The sequence below is a fragment of the Enterobacter sp. JBIWA005 genome, assembly GCF_019968805.1.
In the GTDB taxonomy this organism is placed as follows: Bacteria; Pseudomonadota; Gammaproteobacteria; order Enterobacterales; family Enterobacteriaceae; genus Enterobacter; species Enterobacter vonholyi.
In genome coordinates, this window is the sequence record NZ_CP074159.1 from 1604785 (window position 1) to 1621833 (window position 17049).

Annotated in this window: 15 protein-coding genes; 8 read left to right on the forward strand and 7 right to left on the reverse strand. The window is 54.5% G+C overall.

Features of this window, described 5'->3' with window-relative positions; genetic code table 11:
• Positions 1-12 precede the first annotated feature (12 nt).
• From KGP22_RS07500 to rmf, 5 genes are all read left to right on the forward strand, one after another.
• Positions 13-1920: an ABC transporter ATP-binding protein gene (locus KGP22_RS07500; protein ID WP_223581788.1), complete on the forward strand. Its 1908-nt coding sequence runs from the start codon at positions 13-15 to the stop codon at positions 1918-1920.
• Between the two features lie 13 nt (positions 1921-1933).
• On the forward strand, positions 1934-3187 hold the full coding sequence (gene pqiA, locus KGP22_RS07505; RefSeq protein WP_023335152.1) for a membrane integrity-associated transporter subunit PqiA: 1254 nt from the start codon (positions 1934-1936) through the stop codon (positions 3185-3187).
• Positions 3188-3191: 4 nt separating this feature from the next.
• Entirely contained in the window at positions 3192-4832 is a 1641-nt protein-coding gene (pqiB, locus tag KGP22_RS07510; RefSeq protein WP_111964544.1) for an intermembrane transport protein PqiB, read from the forward strand.
• Positions 4829-5395 (forward strand): membrane integrity-associated transporter subunit PqiC, encoded by a 567-nt coding sequence (pqiC, locus tag KGP22_RS07515; protein ID WP_008499932.1) that lies wholly within the window; start codon positions 4829-4831, stop codon positions 5393-5395. The genes pqiB and pqiC overlap by 4 nt, the downstream gene beginning before the upstream one ends.
• Before the next feature lie 254 nt (positions 5396-5649).
• The gene (gene rmf / locus KGP22_RS07520; protein WP_013097261.1) at positions 5650-5817 is read left to right on the forward strand and encodes a ribosome modulation factor; all 168 of its coding nucleotides are present in this window, start codon (positions 5650-5652) and stop codon (positions 5815-5817) included.
• Positions 5818-5887: 70 nt separating this feature from the next.
• On the opposite strand, the gene fabA is transcribed toward rmf, so the two are convergent.
• Both fabA and KGP22_RS07530 read right to left on the reverse strand, forming a co-directional pair.
• Positions 5888-6406 (reverse strand): 3-hydroxyacyl-[acyl-carrier-protein] dehydratase FabA, encoded by a 519-nt coding sequence (fabA, locus tag KGP22_RS07525; protein ID WP_008499931.1) that lies wholly within the window; start codon positions 6404-6406, stop codon positions 5888-5890.
• Positions 6407-6474: 68 nt separating this feature from the next.
• Positions 6475-8235: a Lon protease family protein gene (locus KGP22_RS07530; RefSeq protein ID WP_111964543.1), complete on the reverse strand. Its 1761-nt coding sequence runs from the start codon at positions 8233-8235 to the stop codon at positions 6475-6477.
• 186 nt (positions 8236-8421) lie between these two features.
• On the opposite strand from KGP22_RS07530, the gene matP reads away from it, so the two are divergent.
• Positions 8422-8874: a macrodomain Ter protein MatP gene (gene matP / locus KGP22_RS07535; RefSeq protein WP_008499929.1), complete on the forward strand. Its 453-nt coding sequence runs from the start codon at positions 8422-8424 to the stop codon at positions 8872-8874.
• Positions 8875-8939: 65 nt separating this feature from the next.
• Here matP and ompA read toward each other — a convergent pair whose 3' ends face one another.
• Positions 8940-9995 (reverse strand): porin OmpA, encoded by a 1056-nt coding sequence (ompA, locus tag KGP22_RS07540; protein WP_023311028.1) that lies wholly within the window; start codon positions 9993-9995, stop codon positions 8940-8942.
• Positions 9996-10349: 354 nt separating this feature from the next.
• Positions 10350-10859: an SOS-induced cell division inhibitor SulA gene (gene sulA, locus KGP22_RS07545; RefSeq protein WP_111964573.1), complete on the reverse strand. Its 510-nt coding sequence runs from the start codon at positions 10857-10859 to the stop codon at positions 10350-10352.
• A 217-nt stretch (positions 10860-11076) separates the two neighbouring features.
• Here sulA and KGP22_RS07550 point away from each other — a divergent pair, with 217 nt between their 5' ends.
• On the forward strand, positions 11077-11703 hold the full coding sequence (locus KGP22_RS07550; RefSeq protein ID WP_111964542.1) for a TfoX/Sxy family DNA transformation protein: 627 nt from the start codon (positions 11077-11079) through the stop codon (positions 11701-11703).
• Here KGP22_RS07550 and yccS read toward each other — a convergent pair.
• Entirely contained in the window at positions 11660-13822 is a 2163-nt protein-coding gene (gene yccS, locus KGP22_RS07555; RefSeq protein ID WP_223581789.1) for a YccS family putative transporter, read from the reverse strand. The two genes, KGP22_RS07550 and yccS, sit on opposite strands and share 44 nt — an antisense overlap.
• Positions 13823-13841: 19 nt before the next feature.
• The gene (locus KGP22_RS07560; protein WP_149366288.1) at positions 13842-14288 is read right to left on the reverse strand and encodes a YccF domain-containing protein; all 447 of its coding nucleotides are present in this window, start codon (positions 14286-14288) and stop codon (positions 13842-13844) included.
• 123 nt (positions 14289-14411) lie between these two features.
• Between KGP22_RS07560 and helD the strand changes: the two genes are divergently transcribed.
• Positions 14412-16466 (forward strand): DNA helicase IV, encoded by a 2055-nt coding sequence (helD, locus tag KGP22_RS07565; protein ID WP_111964539.1) that lies wholly within the window; start codon positions 14412-14414, stop codon positions 16464-16466.
• A gap of 59 nt (positions 16467-16525) precedes the next feature.
• Here the strand turns inward: helD and mgsA are convergent, their stop codons facing one another.
• Positions 16526-16984, reverse strand: a complete 459-nt coding sequence (gene mgsA / locus KGP22_RS07570) for a methylglyoxal synthase (protein WP_045330803.1) — start codon at positions 16982-16984, stop codon at positions 16526-16528.
• Positions 16985-17049 lie beyond the last annotated feature (65 nt).

Below are 17049 nucleotides of genomic sequence, written 5' to 3' on the forward strand. Positions count from 1 at the left end.
AAGGAAAAATAAATGTCTTTAATTAGTATGCACGGCGCGTGGCTCTCTTTCAGCGACTCACCGCTTCTCGATAATGCAGAGCTGCACATCGAAGATAACGAGCGCGTCTGTCTGGTGGGCCGTAACGGCGCGGGTAAATCCACGCTGATGAAAATCCTTAACCGTGAACAGGGCCTGGATGACGGACGCATTGTTTATGAACAGGATCTGATCGTCTCCCGCCTCCAGCAGGACCCGCCGCGTCACGTGACCGGCAGCGTTTACGATTTCGTTGCGGAAGGGATCTCTGAGCAGGCCGAATACCTGAAGCGATATCACGAGATTTCACATCTGGTGATGACCGATCCGAGCGACAAAAACCTCAACGAACTTGCAAAAGTGCAGGAGATGCTCGATCACCACGGTCTGTGGCAGCTTGAAAACCGTATTAATGAAGTGCTGGCCCAGCTCGGTCTGGAACCCGATATGGAGCTGTCGGCGCTCTCCGGCGGCTGGCTGCGTAAGGCGGCCCTGGGCCGCGCGCTGGTTAGCGGGCCGAAGGTGCTGCTGCTGGACGAACCGACTAACCACCTGGATATCGAAGCGATCGACTGGCTGGAAGGCTTCCTGAAAACCTTCAGCGGCACCATTATTTTCATCTCACACGACCGTTCGTTTATCCGCAATATGGCGACGCGTATTGTCGATCTCGACCGCGGCAAGCTGGTCACCTATCCCGGCGATTACGACACCTATCTGCTGGAGAAAGAAGAAAACCTGCGCGTGGAAGAGCTGCAGAATGCCGAGTTCGACCGTAAGCTGGCGCAGGAAGAGGTCTGGATCCGCCAGGGCATCAAAGCCCGCCGTACCCGTAACGAAGGCCGCGTGCGCGCCCTGAAGGCGATGCGTCGCGAGCGCAGCGAACGTCGCGAAGTGATGGGCAGCGCCAAAATGCAGGTGGAAGAGGCGTCCCGCTCCGGCAAGATTGTCTTCGAAATGGAAAACGTCAACTACCAGGTTGACGGTAAAGTACTGGTGAAAGACTTCTCCGCACAGGTCCAGCGCGGCGACAAAATCGCCCTGATTGGCCCGAACGGCTGCGGTAAAACCACGCTGCTGAAGCTGATGCTTGGCCAGCTGCAGGCTGACAGCGGCCGCATTCACTGCGGGACCAAGCTGGAGGTCGCCTACTTCGACCAGCACCGCGCGGAGCTGGATCCGGACCGTACGGTGATGGATAACCTCGCTGAAGGTAAGCAAGAGGTGATGGTAAACGGCAAGCCGCGCCACGTGCTGGGCTACCTGCAGGACTTCCTGTTCCATCCGAAGCGCGCCATGACGCCGGTGCGCGCGCTGTCCGGCGGTGAGCGCAACCGTCTTCTGCTGGCGCGCCTGTTCCTGAAGCCAAGTAACCTGCTGATTCTCGATGAACCAACGAACGACCTGGATGTCGAAACGCTGGAATTACTCGAAGAGCTGATCGACGGCTATCAGGGTACCGTGTTGCTGGTTAGCCACGATCGTCAGTTCGTTGACAACACCGTGACCGAGTGCTGGATCTTCGAAGGTGAAGGGCGAATTGGTCAATACGTAGGCGGTTATCACGATGCAAAAGGGCAGCAGGCACAGTCGCTGGCGACGAAGCAGTCAAAGTCCAAAATTGGTCCTGAAGCTACTGTAACAAAAGCAGAAACTGTCAAGAAAACCTCGGCTAAACTAAGCTATAACCTGCAGCGCGAACTGGAGGGACTGCCGCAGCGTCTTGAAGAGCTGGAGGCCGCGCTTGAGGATCTGCAAAAACAGGTTGCTGATGCGTCATTCTTTACCCAATCGCATGACTATACTCAGAAAGTACTGTCAGAAATGTCCGCGGCTGAAAAAGCTCTGGAAGAAGCATTTGAGCGCTGGGAGTACCTTGAGTCTCTGAAAAACGGCGCATAAACAGGGATAACATATGTGTGACCAGCACCATGCCGACAGGCATATTTTATGCTCGCAATGCGATATGCTCGTGGCGTTGCCAGAGCTTGGTCACGGACATAAAGCCCTGTGTCCACGTTGCGGAGCGACGTTGACAACCGAGTGGGACGCGCCGCGGCAGCGTCCCACTGCTTACGCTCTTGCAGCACTTTTTATGCTGCTGCTCTCCAATCTCTTCCCCTTCATCTATATGAAGGTGGGTGGGATAACCAGCCAGGTGGATTTGCTTGAGATCCCGGGCGTGATGTTCTCAGAAGATTACGCCAGCCTCGGCACCTTTTTTCTCCTGTTTGTCCAGATAGTCCCGGCTTTTTGCCTGGTCGTAATCCTTTTGTTGGTCAACCGCGTCAGGATGCCCGCATCACTGAAAATCCGGCTTGCGCGTATCCTTTTTCAGCTCAAAAGCTGGGGCATGGCCGAGATCTTTCTGGCGGGCATTCTGGTCAGTTTCGTGAAGCTCATGGCATACGGCGACGTGGGGATCGGCAGCAGCTTTATTCCGTGGTGTCTGTACTGTGTCCTCCAGCTGCGTGCATTCCAGTGCGTTGACAGGCGCTGGGCGTGGGACGATATCGCCCCGGCACCGACGCTTGCACAGACGGTGAAGGTCGGCGTGCCCGGAATTCGTCAGGGGTTACGTTCTTGCCCGTGCTGCACCGCCGTGCTGCCCGCCGATCTCGACGTTTGTCCGCGCTGCGAAACGAAAGGGCATGTGCGGCGTAAAAATAGTCTTCAGTGGACGATGGCGCTGCTGGTCACGTCCATCATGCTGTATCTGCCTGCCAATATTCTGCCAATTATGATCACCGATTTGCTCGGTGACAAAATGCCCTCAACGATCCTGGCCGGGGTGATACTGCTTTGGGGCGAGGGTTCCTATCCGGTCGCTGGCGTCATCTTTATCGCCAGTATTATGGTGCCAACCTTAAAAATGATCGCCATCGCTTGGCTCTGTTGGGATGCGAAAGGCCATGGAAAACGCGACAGCGAACGCATGCACCTGATTTATGAGGTGGTCGAGTTTGTCGGACGCTGGTCAATGATAGACGTGTTTGTCATCGCCGTTCTCTCTGCGCTGGTGCGGATGGGCGGTTTGATGAGTATTTATCCCGCGATGGGGGCTTTAATGTTTGCACTGGTCGTGATCATGACCATGTTTGCGGCCATGACCTTCGACCCTCGTTTATCGTGGGATCGTGAGCCTGAATCAAGCCATGAGGAAGAGTAAGAGCATGGAAAATAAGAGTGGAGAGGCGAAAGTGCAGAAGGTCAAAAACTGGTCACCGGTGTGGATTTTTCCCATCGTGACCGCGCTGATCGGTGCATGGATCCTGTTTTATCATTACAGCCATCAGGGACCGGAAGTCACGCTGATAACCACCAATGCCGAGGGGATTGAGGGCGGTAAAACGACCATCAAAAGCCGTAGCGTGGATGTGGGCGTGGTCGAAAGCGCAACCCTGACCGACGATTTAACCCATGTGGAGATTAAGGCGCGCCTTAATGCCGGCATGGAGAAACTGCTGCACGGCGATTCCGTTTTCTGGGTCGTTAAACCGCAGGTGGGGCGTGAAGGGATCAGCGGCTTAGGAACGCTGCTTTCGGGCGCCTACATAGAGCTGCAGCCCGGCGCTAAGGGTAACCAGCCTGCCAAATACCAGCTTCTGGATTCACCGCCGCTTGCGCCGCCTGATGCCAAGGGCATCCGCGTGATCCTCGACAGCAAAAAAGCAGGTCAGCTCACGGCGGGCGACCCGGTACTGTTTCGCGGCTACCGCGTCGGGTCGGTTGAGAAAAGCACGTTCGATCCGCAGAAACGCGCAATTAGCTATCAGCTCTTCATCAATGCGCCAAACGATCGTCTGGTCACCAGCAACGTCCGTTTCTGGAAAGACAGCGGGATCGCGGTGGATCTGACCTCGGCAGGCATGCGCGTTGAAATGGGTTCGCTGACTACGCTGTTTGGCGGCGGCGTGAGTTTTGACGTGCCGGAAGGCCTGGATTTGGGGCAGCCGGTTGCAGAGAACACCGCTTTCCGCCTCTTTGACGATCAAAAAAGCATTCAGGACGCGCTCTATACCGATCACGTTGACTTCCTGATGTTCTTCAAAGACTCCGTTCGCGGCCTGCAGCCGGGGGCGCCCGTTGAGTTCCGCGGTATTCGCCTCGGTACGGTTGGACAAGTGCCGTTCTTCGTCCCGGGTCTGAGCCAGATGCTGGATGATGACTATCGCATTCCGGTGCTGATCCGCATTGAACCAGAGCGTCTGCTTAACCAGATTGGTGAAAACCAGGATATCGCTACCCACATCACCCAACTGATGGAACGCGGTCTACGCGGGTCGCTGAAAACCGGCAACCTGGTAACCGGCGCGCTGTATGTGGATATGGACTTCTACCCGAAAGCACCGCCGATTACCGGTATCCGTGAATTCGGCGGCTACAAGATCATCCCAACGGTGAGCAGCGGTCTGGCGCAGATCCAGCAGCGTCTGATGGAGACGCTGGATAAGATCAACAATCTGCCACTGAATCCGATGATTGAAGCGGCGACAAACTCGCTGAGCGAAAGCCAGGCAACGATGCGCCGTCTGCAAACCACGCTGGATAACATCAACAAGATCACGGCGAGCCAGAGCATGCAGCAGCTGCCGCAGGACATGCAGAAAACGCTGCGTGAGCTGAACCGCAGTATGCAGGGCTTCCAGCCGGGCTCTGCGGCCTATAACAAGATGGTGGCAGATATGCAGCGTCTTGATCAGGTCCTGCGTGAACTGCAGCCGGTGCTGAAAACGCTCAACGAGAAGAGCAATGCGCTGGTATTCGAAGCGAAAGATAAAAAGGATCCTGAGCCGAAGAGGGCAAAAGAATGAAAAAATGGCTATTGATGGTTGGCGCTCTGCTGTTAACGGCGTGCAGTTCAGGGGGAGATAATAAAAGTTATTATCAGCTGCCTGTGGCAACCCACAGCGGTGGGCAAAGCACGGCGAGTCAGGGAAACCGCCAGCTGTGGGTTGAGCAGGTCGCCGTGCCGGATTATCTGGCAGGGAACGGCGTGGTCTATCAGACCAGCGACGTTAAATACGTGATTGCGACCAACAACCTGTGGGCCAGCCCGCTGGATCAGCAGCTGCGCAACACGCTGGTGGCTAACCTGGGCAGCCAGCTTCCGGGCTGGGTAGTCGCGTCGCAGCCGCTGGGTAACGATCAGGATACGCTGAACGTCACCGTAACGGGCTTCCACGGCCGCTATGACGGTGCGGTGGTGATCAGCGGGGAGTGGTTGCTGAACCATCAGGGGCAGCTGATTAAGCGTCCTTTCCATCTGGAGCTGAAGCAGCAGAAGGATGGCTATGACGAAATGGTGAAAGTCCTGGCTCAGGGTTGGGCGCAGGAGTCGGCCAGTATCGCGAGGGAGATTTCCCGGCTGCCATAAGTAAAATTCATCATTAAAACCGCAGTTGGCCTGTCGCTGATTGCGGTTTTTTTTCGTTTTCAACTCAGGTTGTTACTTGTGCCACGTCACAATTTTTGTACAAATGAACTTCCATATAGCTCACAGATATGACACCCGTATGAATTTTGAACATTGACGATGCGACTAATTCGGGGTATTCGTTATCTGTGCCTGTGCAGATAGCGCAGACACTGTTTTCTTTCCACCAGACAAAAGAATGAGGGAAACGAGGCATGAAGAGACAGAAACGAGATCGCCTGGAACGGGCTCATCAACGTGGTTATCAGGCCGGCATCGCTGGACGTTCTAAAGAAATGTGTCCTTATCAGACGATAAATCAAAGGTCACAATGGCTTGGAGGCTGGCGAGAAGCCATCGGCGACAGGGCACTCATAGCCTGATAACGTCTCTTTCAAAAAAGAAACCTCCGCATTGCGGAGGTTTCGCCTTTCAGGGGGGCGAAAAGCACGATCAGAACGCAGAAGTGTCCTGGAACAGGCCAACCTTCAGGTCGCTTGCGCTATAGATCAGACGACCATCGACCAGTACTTCACCATCTGCCAGGCCCATAATCAGGCGGCGGTTTACGATGCGCTTGAAGTGAATACGATAGGTCACTTTCTTCGCTGTAGGCAGAACCTGACCAGTGAATTTCACTTCGCCCACGCCCAGTGCGCGGCCTTTACCTTCGCCACCCAGCCAGCCCAGATAGAAGCCAACCAGCTGCCACATAGCATCCAGGCCCAGACAACCAGGCATTACTGGATCGCCAATAAAGTGGCAACCGAAGAACCACAGGTCCGGGTTGATATCGAGTTCTGCTTCTACGTAACCCTTATCGAAGTTGCCGCCGGTTTCGGTCATTTTCACGACACGGTCCATCATCAGCATGTTCGGGGCCGGCAACTGTGGGCCTTTTGCGCCAAACAGTTCGCCGCGACCAGAGGCAAGAAGATCTTCTTTTGTATAGGATTCGCGTTTATCTACCATGTTCTCAGTAAGCCTTATTTTAGTGAAGGACGCAGGATAGCTAACACGTGTACGCTGAACAAGTCCGATCAGTTCGAACTAAACCAGCCCAGCCAGCGTAACGGCCATGGATAACGGTGACGAGCATCCTGCTGTGTTGCCTGAGCAATGCGCTCCTGGATAGTCTGCATCAGGGTGGTTTGCCCTTCGCCATCCCATACCAGGTTTGTCAGTAAGGGTAGTGCATCCTCAATCCCTTCGATGGCCCAGATGGCGAACTGCTCTTGTTCAACCGCATCCAGAATCTCCTGGCTAAGGCTTAAATGGCGTGCGTTAGGAGCAGGAATAATTACACCCTGCTTGCCGTTTAAACCGCGCTGCTGGCAGATAGAGAAGAAGCCTTCAATTTTTTCGTTGAGGCCGCCGACAGGCTGGGCACGACCGAATTGGTCCACCGAGCCGGTGATCGCGATGTTCTGATTGATGGGCACTTCCGCCAGGGCGCTGATTAAGGCGCACAGTTCAGCCATAGAGGCGCTATCGCCATCCACTTCGCTGTAGGACTGCTCAAACGTCAGCGAGGCCGAGAAGGGGATCTGTTGCTCAAGCTGCAGCTCAGACATCAAAAACGCCTGCATGATCATCATGCCTTTGGCGTGAATGTTTCCACCCAGCTCGGCTTTGCGTTCGATGTCGGTAAATTCGCCATCGCCAATATGCACAACGCAGCTGATACGGGACGGTTCCCCGAATGCGCGCGGATGGCCAGGAAATTCAATCACCGACAGGGCGTTGATCTGCCCGACGCGTTCGCCTTCGGTTTCCACCAGAATTTGTTCCAGCAGAATTTCATCCTGCATACGGTCAGCAAGATAGCCTTCTCGCCACTCTCGCTGAGCCAGCATCTGGGTGAGCTGCTCTCCGGTGAACGCACCGTTACCGCTAATTACACCCACTTCACGCAGCTGTTTGCCGATCCAGAGCGGGCAGAGTGGCAGCGTTTCCTGGTCACCGGTATAGCGCACCGCTTCGCGGATCAGGCCTGGCCACGCGTCAGCCGCAGGCGTTGGCAGCGCAAAACGTTCTGCAACGGCCATCACCCACTGGCACCACTGCGCCATATCGTCGGCATCGGCAATCTGGATATTATCTTCGTATTCGCTATATACCGCCTGCTCAGCCAGTTCAGGCTCCATTTCCTGGAAGTCCGCCAGCGACTCACGGTCGCCTGTCAGCACGACGGTTAACGACAGCGGCATAGACGGAACCGAGACAGGCAGGGGACGAGACTCATCGTAGCCGATCCAGTCGAAACGCTGCTGATGCACGATGGTTTTCAGACGCATCCACAGCAGCGGCTGCGAGAGCAGGGTACGCAGTGAGATGATGAGAACACCGCCATTTGCGCGATGTACCAGCCCCGGCTGCAGCGAAAGTTCGCCGTTAAACTGGCGCAGACAACCAAAGAGTTGTTCCGCCTCGACCCAGTTAGCGGTAACCACCTCGCCCTTAGCGGCAAAAGCGCCATCGGCCTGCGCCGCAGGTTCGAAAGTGACATCATGTCCCGCAATACGATACTGCCCGCCAAAAACGGCGTTCGCTTCCGGCTTCAGCTGACGCACAGCATCTCCGAGCAGCGTCAGGTATTCCGCTTCTTCCGGGGCTTTGAGCAGCATGAAGGGTGCTGTTGCCCATGGGCTTAACACCTGCTCCAGCGCGTAATGCAAACGAGGCTGCGTATCGCTAAGGATGAATTCGTGTTCTTTTGCGAGTTCGGGCTGTGCAAACAGTTCCTGGTAACTTTCGGTATCCGGAACAAGGTCACGCCATGCAAGTTTCGTAATGGTCAAAGTTGATGTTTTTTAGTCAGATGTAAAAGCGTGGAGTATACCGTAAGCGGGGGGCTGTACCCAAGCAGGATTGGGGATTTCGACAGGGCGAATGCCTGCATTCACTCACAGGATATGATTTCTTTTCAGCAGATTGCTAAAAAACTGATATTCTGAACAGAGTTACGTGGTAACACTGAGATCGCAATGAAATATCAACAACTGGAAAATCTCGAAAGCGGCTGGAAATGGAAATACCTGGTCAAAAAGCACCGTGAAGGGGAGCTGATCACCTGCTACATCGAAGCCAGCGCTGCGCAAGAAGCCGTGGATATTTTGCTGACCCTCGAAAATGAACCGGTACAGGTTAACGGGTGGATTGAGAAACATATCAATCCTGCGTTGTTAAACCGGATGAAGCAAACTATCCGCGCGCGACGCAAACGGCATTTTAATGCTGAGCATCAGCACACTCGCAAAAAATCAATCGACCTTGAGTTCGTTGTCTGGCAGCGCCTGGCCGGGCTGGCACAACGACGGGGTAAAACGCTGTCGGAAACCATCGTGCAGCTGATTGAGGATGCAGAACATAAAGAGAAGTACGCTAACCAGATGTCGACGCTGAAGAACGACCTTCAGGCTCTGTTGGGTAAAAAGTAGATTTTTTACTTTTCTTCAGACAATAAAAAACCCCGCATGGCGGGGTTTTTTTATAAGACGATAACTTATGCCGCTGGCTGAGTTACAACGTCTTTGATGCCTTTAACTTCGATCTCTACGCGACGATCTGGAGCCAGGCAGTCGATCAGTGCAGCGCGAGCTTTCACGTTGTCACAGGTGTTGCCAGTAACTGGGTTAGATTCGCCCATACCACGTGGGGAGATCTTGTTAGCTGGGATACCTTTAGAGATCAGGTAATCAACAACAGACTGAGCACGTTTCTCAGACAGTTTCTGGTTGTAAGCGTCAGAACCGATACGGTCGGTGAAGCCCAGAACCACTACAGAACCGTCTTTAGGATCCAGGTTGCTCAGCTGGGTGTACAGCTGATCCAGTGCCTGCTGACCTTCTGGTTTCAGAGTCGCTTTGTTGAAGTTGAACAGAACGTCAGACTTCAGAGTGAAGTGCTTGGTCTGTACTTCTGGAGCTGGAGCCGGCGCTGGAGCAACAACTGGTGCTGCTTCTTCCTGCTGGCCGAAACGGTAGGAAACACCTACGCTCAGCATGCCGTTGTCTGGACGAACACCAACGGTGTTGCCGTCGCCGATGTTGTTAACCCACTGGTATTCCAGACGGGTAGCGATGTCACGGGTCATAGCCCACTCAACGCCACCAGCGAATACTGGGGAAACACCGGTGTCATGGTTGTCGCCAGAAATGTTGTTGCTGGAGTCAGCACGCCATACCATGCCGCCCAGACGGGTGTACACGTCCAGATCGTCAGTGATTGGGTAGCCCAGTTTAGCGGTCAGTTGAACGCCCTGTGCTTTGAAAGCGCCGTTGATGGTGTCGCCTTTGTATGGCATACGACCTAACCAGTCGTAACCCATTTCAAAACCAACATACGGGTTAACCTGATAGCCACCGAACGCACCTGCACCAAGCTGGCTCTCGTGAGTTGGGCCATCATTGTTCAGGCTGCTGTTGTACCAGCCAGTGTCGTGGAACTGAGACCAGCCCAGTTTACCACCTGCATACCAGGTATTATCTTTCGGAGCGGCCTGCGCTACGGTAGCGAAGCCAGCCAGTGCCACTGCAATCGCGATAGCTGTCTTTTTCATTTTTTGCGCCTCGTTATCATCCAAAATTCGCCATGAAAGTCTCAAGAGAGAATCACGGTTAAATCCTTCACCGGGGGGCGTGGTCAAATATAAATCTACCGATATCTTCGGCTTAGGCCGAGCACCCCTGGCGATGTAAAGTCTACAACGTAGCTGAAAACTTACAAGTGTGAAGTCCGTCAGGCATATGAAAAAAAAAGTTCCGTATACCGATTATTTAACATTTTTCGAACGAATTTTGTGCAATAAAATTAAGGAGAACCGCACCAGACAAGCCTTGCCGCAATTTTCTGGTCGGGAACTTAAATCCCATCTTGCGGTCAAAAAAAATTCCAGGAAAAATCTTAATTTCACTCAATGATACAAATTTGAGTGAATTTTTAACCCAGAAAGTTGTCCTCTGCGGTAAGAATCCGATCGAACTGGACGCATAATGAACCCGATCGCATTCCCCTCTTCAGCGGCTTCAGTCAGACGGAAATGTTCTTCTTCAGTCAATTCTTCCGGTAACCATCCAATCACCACGCTGTAATTCCCTGTGCGTAACGCGCGGATCATCGACTCAACGGTATCGCAAGGCGAGAGTTGATTAATTTGCATGACTTTCGTCAGCGGCAGGCCGGCGGACTGAACCCACTCACGGCTCAGCTTTTGCTGAGGCGTGAGCCAAAGCTGCCAGCGCGATTGCTGACCGAGCTGTTGTAATAACGGCAGTAACAGAAGTTGCGTTAACAAGGGCTGGTCTTCACGATAAACCACTTCACTGATAAGCCCCGTGGAAACACGCTCGATGGAATTCTGCGAGACATTGCCTGCAGCAGAAGAGAGAGAGGTAGCGCGATTTGCATAGCCTGAAGTGTGCATATTCATTCCAGCTCTGTAGTTACTGTATGGATATACAGTAACTCCTGTATGCCCAAAGATCAACCTCATTTTCGGAAAGCGACTCGCAAAATTCATTCAATCTTGATGCTCCTCGAAAAATCATCTTGCTCAACGACGATAAGTTGCCTATTTTCCTGCTAACGGATCCGCTAGTAAGAAATTTGGTTGTTACTTTATGATTTTGAAGGGAAATATCATGAAAAAGATATCTTATGAACGGATTTATAAATCTCAGGAATACCTCTCCCCGTTGGGTGAGATTCATCACCGCGCGTTGTTTGGAGGCTATACCCTCGCGGTGGATGATGCGGTTTTTGCCATGGTCTCAGACGGCGAGCTTTATCTTCGCGCCTGTGAGGAAAGTGCGAAATACTGTGTAAAAAATGCCTCCTCTTTTTTGACGTTGATGAAGCGAGGCCGCCCGGTGCTGCTCAACTATTATCGTGTGGATGACGGATTATGGCAGGACAGGGAGCGGTTACTTCAGCTCTCCTCGTTTGCACTCAGTGCGGCAAGAAAAGAGCGTTATCAGCGCCATCAACGAAACCGACTCAAAGATCTGCCAAACCTGACCTTTCAGCTTGAAGTCTTGCTCTTTGAAGCTGGCATCACCAATGAGGAAATGTTGCGGGAGCTTGGTGCCAGGGCGAGCTGGCTAAAGATGCGGGCAAAAAACAAAGCGCTGAGTATAAAAGTTCTCTTCGCGCTGGAAGGGGCTATCGAGGGGCTGCATGAAGCGGCACTCCCGGCAGACATTCGCCGGGAGCTCACGGAGTGGTTTAATGCGTTGACTGAGCCACTGGAGAATCACTCCTCCAGGTAGCGATGTGTTGTTGCAGCCGGCAAATTTCAGGCAGCAGAGCGATAAGCAGGCCTATCTGCTGAAGCACCAGAGGTGCTTTACTGTCGTTTCCCGGGTCTAGATGCGCAATGCGTTGAGCCAGTTCATCCAGCGCCTGTTGAACGCGCGGCTCATCGGCTGGTCGATGATGAAGCGCGTCATCGACATAACAGACGGCGTCATCAAGCAGGTTGAGAATACCCGAGTTGGTGAGTTTCTCACGGTGAGCACCCAGCGTCGAAATATAGCTGGTGAACGTATGGTTCAGGCAGAGCAGGCGGAACGCGGTCTCTCGAATATCCGCCGTGGCGCGAGGCTCCGTCGACATGTTAGAGACTACGGAGGCCAGTTCCGCATCACTGTTGTGCGCGTCGCGGCGGGCTATCCGGTAAGCCAGGCGGTTATCGCGGCCCTGATGATATTGCTCCAGGATTGCGTCAAGGTATCGACAGTTGGCGTTCATCGCCCTGTCTACCACGCGCGGCAAATTTCGGAAACGCCAGTCCGGCCAGATAAAGCTGACCGCGGCCCAGGCAATCGCACAGCCAATCAGCGTATCGATCACTCGGGGCAGGGCGACTTCAAACCCTTCACCCAGCAGGTTAAAGCAGAGCAGCACCAGCAGCGTGATGAACATGGTGGCATGGGCGTACTGCACGTTGCGAAACGCGAAGAACAACACGCCGGTGATCACGATCAGGATCAATTGACCTTCAACGGAGGGCACGAAATAGAGCACCGGAAGGCCAATCGCGACGCCAACCAGCGTGCCGATAATACGCAGCGCAAGACGATGTCGGGTGGCATTATAGTTCGGCTGGCAGACAAACAGGCTGGTCAGCAGGATCCAGTAGCCGTGATGCAGCCCGGTAATCTGGATAAAGGCATACCCCACGCACAGCACCAGCGACATTCGCACGGCGTGCCGAAAGAGAGCCGACTCCGGCGTAAAGTTGCGGCTCAGCCGTAGCCACATATCGCTAACGCTGTGTACGCTGTCATCAGCAAGCTGGTTTTCCACCTCACTGCCTGGCAGCGCCATCGCTTGTTCGGACTCAATGGTTGCCAGCTGGGCATCAATCGCACGCAGGTTGTTAAGCAGAAAACCCAGCGCTTTGATGTGTTCCGGTGACGTTCCGCTGGCCCGAACGCGGTCGAGTGCCGCATCAAGATGGCTGAATACGCGTTCAAAGCGGGGGTCATGCTGATAGGGCGTTCGCAGCAGAATGGAGTGCGAGAGCTGTTGGCACGCCTGGGATTGCATGGACAGCAGACGCTGGAAACGGAACATCACGTCGCTGTAGCGGAACTTCTCGCGCAGGGCGGCATACTGAACGTGCGAGGAGCTGGCGCGTTCATGAATGTCCTGGGCTGCAAAATAGTAGTGAAGCGTCCGTCGTGTTCCGCGCTGACCGCGATCGCCGCGCAGACGGGTAAGCAGGGAAGCTTTTGTCTGATTAAGGGTGGCGACCAGCTGGCCATTTGCCAGGGCCAGATCGTAGAGCGGCGCCTGGCTTTCTTCCTCGATGTCCGGGTCGAACAGCCGGGATTTCAGTTCCAGATAGCGGGCTAGCTGCTCAAAGCTGCGGGCAAGGTTATCCTGCAGCGGGCGAACCGGGAAAATCAGATGACCGGTTAGCGTAAGCAGGTTATACCAGATGGCGCCCAGCAACAGCAGAACCGGCTGCTGGTACCACTGGTCGTACAGGGAAACGCCCAGCATGGTGTAGATAGCGATCAGCAATGCACCAAAAGCGATGGTGGCATAGCGCTGCCCAAGCCCGCCCAGCAAAATAAACCCGCTGGTTGAGAGCGTAAGGCCCAGGGCAAACAGCCAGGGCCACGGGAAAAGCAGCTCAACGGAAGCTGACGCAATAAAAAAGCAGACGAGCGTAATGACCAGGTTACGTAAACGCCCGGCCAGACGGTCGTCCAGATCCGCCAGCGCCCCGGCCACCACCCCCAGCGTGAGCGGAATGGTGAGCTTGACATCATTCAGCCACCAGGGCAGGGCAACCGTGCCGCAAAGCGCGATAAATATCCTGACGTTATAAAGCCAGGTGCTGTTCCAGGTATAACGGCGAAGCAGTGGGCTTAGCATAAACGCGGCCAGTCCTTATTTACTGAAAACGACGACGAGCGTTTGCTTCGCGCGCCGCTCTGGCCACTTCTACCGGAACAACCCTGCGACCAACGGGCCAAAGGGCGATAGTGGCGATCTTGAAGTTTGCGATCCCCACAGGAATACCAATAATCGTGATGCACTGTGCAATACCGGCAAAAATATGCATGATGCACAGCCACCAGCCAAAGAAAATCAGCCACAGAATGTTAAGCAGGGTTCCGCCCGTATTCAGCAGGGCGTTTTTGCTCTCCGGATTCAGCTCGTCAACGTGGATAGCTTCATTCCCGTAGGGGATTAAGGAGAGTTTTGTGATTTCCCAGCAGGAACGGGTCAGGGGAAGCGTGAAAATCAGGACGATGCTCACCAGCGTGGCAAAAAGCCAGGAAAGGGTGGTGGCAAAACCGCCCAGCACAAAATTCAACACATTCAGAACGGTACGCATAAACGCTCACTTCCTTTCGATATAATTAACGCCCAATGATTGTAACGTTTTTTTAGGCTGGAGCACCTTAAAACTGGCAGTTAAACTGTCAGGTAAATTATCTCTTCGTGGATTTGGCGGAACATGGAACTGAAAGCAACGTCGCTGGGCAAACGCCTGGCACAACACCCTTACGACAGGGTTGTTCTCCTTAATGCCGGGGTGAAAGTCTCCGGGGAACGCCACGAATACCTTATTCCGTTTAATCAGCTTCTGGCTATTCATTGCAAACGCGGTCTGGTGTGGGGCGAGCTGGAGTTCGTTCTGCCTGACGATAAAGTCGTGCGCCTTCATGGTACCGAGTGGGCGGAAACCCAGCGTTTCCATCATCATCTGAACGCACTCTGGCAGCAGTGGAGCCAGGATATGAGCGTGATTGCCGCCCAGGTGCTGCAGCAGGTGCTGGACGATATCGCCCAGAGCAACGCGCAGCAAGCGTGGCTGACCCGTCAGCAGACTGCCGGGCTGCAGCAAAAGATCCGGCAGGCACTCTCGGCTCTGCCGCTCTCCGTGACGCGTCTCGACGAGTTTGACAACTGTCGCGACGCCTGGCGCCAGTGTCAGGCCTGGCTGAATGATAAGGATAAAAGCCGTCTCGCCCATAACCAGGCCTGGACGGATGCCATGCTTACCCAATACGCCGATTTTTTCAGTACGGTGGAATCTTCACCGCTCAATCCGGCTCAGGCGCGAGCGGTGGTCAACGGCGAGCAGTCGCTGCTGGTGCTGGCGGGAGCCGGTAGCGGTAAAACGTCGGTGCTAGTCGCGCGTGCCGGCTGGCTGCTGACGACCGGGGAAGCGGTCGCCGATCAAATTCTGCTTCTGGCCTTTGGCCGTAAGGCCGCGCAGGAAATGGACGAACGGATCCAGGAGCGCCTGCACACCCGGGATATCACGGCCAGAACATTCCATGCTCTTGCGCTGCATATTATTCAGCAGGGCAGTAAAAAAGTGCCTTCCATCAGTAAGCTGGAAAACGACGCGCAGGCGCGTCAGGAGCTGTTCATCAAAACGTGGCGCCAGCAGTGCAGTGAGAAAAAGGCGCAGGCGAAAGGGTGGCGTCAGTGGCTGGAAGAGGAACTCAACTGGGAGGTGCCTGAGGGCAGCTTCTGGCAGGATGACAAACTGGCGCGTCGGCTGGGTTCGCGACTTGACCGTTGGGTCAGCCTGATGCGAATGCACGGTGGATCGCAGGCTGAGATGATTGAAAGCGCGCCGGAGGCAATCCGCGAGCTGTTTTCGAAGCGGGTCAAGCTGATGGCGCCGCTGCTGAAGGCCTGGAAAACAGCATTGAAAGAAGAAAATGCGGTCGATTTCTCCGGTTTGATCCATCAAGCCATCATCATTCTTGAAAAGGGACGTTTTGTCAGCCCGTGGAAACATATTCTGGTGGATGAGTTCCAGGATATTTCTCCACAGCGTGCGGCTCTGCTCTCGGCGCTGCGGGCACAAAATAAACATACCTCTCTGTTTGCGGTGGGGGATGACTGGCAGGCCATCTATCGCTTCAGCGGGGCACAGCTTTCGCTGACGACCGCATTCCACCACTATTTTGGCGAAGGCGATCGCAGCGATCTGGATACGACCTACCGCTTCAATTCACGGATTGGTGAAATCGCCAACCGCTTTATCCAGCAGAACCCGCATCAGCTGGCAAAACCGCTCAATAGCCTGCGGCCTGGGGATAAAAAAGCAGTGACCCTGCTGGCGGACGATCAGCTGGAACCGCTGCTGGACAAGCTCAGCGGCTACGCGAAGCCCGATGAGCGTATCCTGGTGCTGGCACGCTACCATCACCTTAAACCTGAGGCGCTGGAAAAAGCCGCCACCCGCTGGCCGAAACTGCAGCTTGAATTTATGACGATTCATGCCAGCAAAGGGCAGCAGGCCGATTATGTGATCGTGGTGGGGCTGAAAGAGGGGAGCGACGGTTTCCCGGCCCCGGCCCGCGAGTCGGTGATGGAACAGGCCCTGCTGCCGGAGCCGGAAGATTTCCCGGATGCCGAAGAGCGGCGTTTGCTGTATGTGGCAATGACCCGCGCGCGCCATCGCGTGTGGCTGCTGTTCAATAAAGAGGAGCCATCCGCGTTTGTCGATATTTTGAAGAGTATAGATGTGCCGGTGGCGCGGAAGCCATAACGCCGCCGGGCAAGGATGGGTAGGCCGGGTAAGGCGTAGCCGCACCCGGCAAAAAAAAGCTACTTCAATCTCTCTGAAAGATAACGCTGATAGTCCGGAATAAGGATATCTACCGGTGAGTTAAACTGCGGCGATTCGATGATGAAATCCGCCGTCGAGAGGTTTGTCGCCACTGGAATATTCCACACCGTCGCCAGGCGCAGCAGCGCTTTGACATCCGGATCGTGCGGAACCGCGTTCAGCGGGTCCCAGAAGAAGATCAGCACATCAATTTTCCCTTCGGAAATCTGCGCGCCGACCTGCTGATCGCCGCCCATCGGGCCGCTCAGCATCGCATTCACCTGCAGACCCGTTTCGCGCTGGATCAGGTTACCGGTTGTACCGGTCGCCGACAGGGCGTGTTTTTCCAGCAAAGACTGATGGCGGCGAACCCAGTTAAGCAGCATTTGTTTACAGTGATCGTGCGCCACGAGAGCAATGTGTTTGCGCTCAGGTAGCGTGCGTGTTGTCAGTTCCATAATCATATCCATCAGGTTAACTGACTACACGATGACGGGAACCGTCTGACGCTGCAAGAGAAAGG